The 1031-nt window shown below is 58.8% G+C and carries 1 protein-coding gene; it reads right to left on the bottom strand.

Features of this window, described 5'->3' with window-relative positions:
* Window positions 1–6: 6 nt before the first annotated feature.
* Window positions 7–1026 (bottom strand): IS30 family transposase, encoded by a 1020-nt coding sequence (locus tag ACF8MI_RS22645; RefSeq protein WP_010792770.1) that lies wholly within the window; start codon window positions 1024–1026, stop codon window positions 7–9.
* Window positions 1027–1031: the final 5 nt, after the last annotated feature.

Raw genomic sequence — 1031 nt, 5'->3', positions numbered from 1 at the left:
CAACAGTCAGTTGATAATGTTGAGCCGATTGGTTGCCAGCAGTTGCAGATGATCCGTCAACACTTCAACAGGGAATTTCCAGCCCAATGTCTGACGAGGTCGGGTGTTGAGCAAGTCGGCAATCTCGTCCAGCCGCTCCTGGCTAACCAGCGACAAATCGGTGCCCTTGGGTAAGTACTGCCGGAGCAGGCCGTTCGTGTTCTCGTTGCTGCCTCTTTGCCAAGGGCTGTGCGGGTCAGCGAAGTAGATCTTCATTCCCGTACGAGCTGTCAGCTCTTGATGCTTGGCCATCTCGCTGCCTTGGTCATGGGTCATGGTTTTCAGCAGCGCCGGTGCCATCCGCGAAAGTTCTCGCGTCATCCCCTCTAGCGCGGCGTCTGCGGTGGGCGCATCCAACTTGGCCAGGATCACGAAACGGCTCGTGCGCTCGACCATCGTCGCTACTGCCGAGCGATTGTTCGCGCCCATGATCAGGTCGCTTTCCCAATGACCTGGCACTTGTCGACCTTCGACCTCTTCAGGCCGGTAGCGAATATTCTGTTCAGCTGGATAGCGCTCGCGCCGAGCTGGCGCAGTGCTGCGAGTACGCCGCTTGCTGCCGCCCTGGCGCAGGTAACCAATGAGTTGACGCTTAAGCTCGCCGCGTGGGTATGCATAGATTGTCAGGTAGATCGTTTCGTGACTCACATGCCGCTCAGGATTATCAGGCCAGTAGTCCTTGAGTCTGGCGGCAATTTGCTGAGGAGACCAGCCCTTGGCCAACATGCTGTGTACGACCTGGAACAGTTCAGAACCAGGGGCAAGAAGCTTGCTGCGCCTCGGGACGTGTCTGAGGGCACGGGCTCGAGCACCGGCAGTGCTGGCGTCATAGTGCCCAGGCTGCGACTGGCGCCGCACCTCTCGACTCAGCGTGCTGGGTTGGCGCCCAAGAACTTGGGCGATGGCTCGCAGCGAGGCGCCTTGCATACGCATGATCATTAGCGTTACGCGCTCTTCGATGGTCAAGTGGGTGTAGTGAGTAGTCATGCAGC

This window comes from Pseudomonas sp. yb_9 (assembly GCF_043103635.1).
GTDB classification, from domain to species: domain Bacteria; phylum Pseudomonadota; class Gammaproteobacteria; order Pseudomonadales; family Pseudomonadaceae; genus Aquipseudomonas; species Aquipseudomonas monteilii.
The sequence above is the reverse complement of the archived record's forward strand: the minus strand, read 5'-3'. Positions and strand labels throughout refer to the sequence as shown.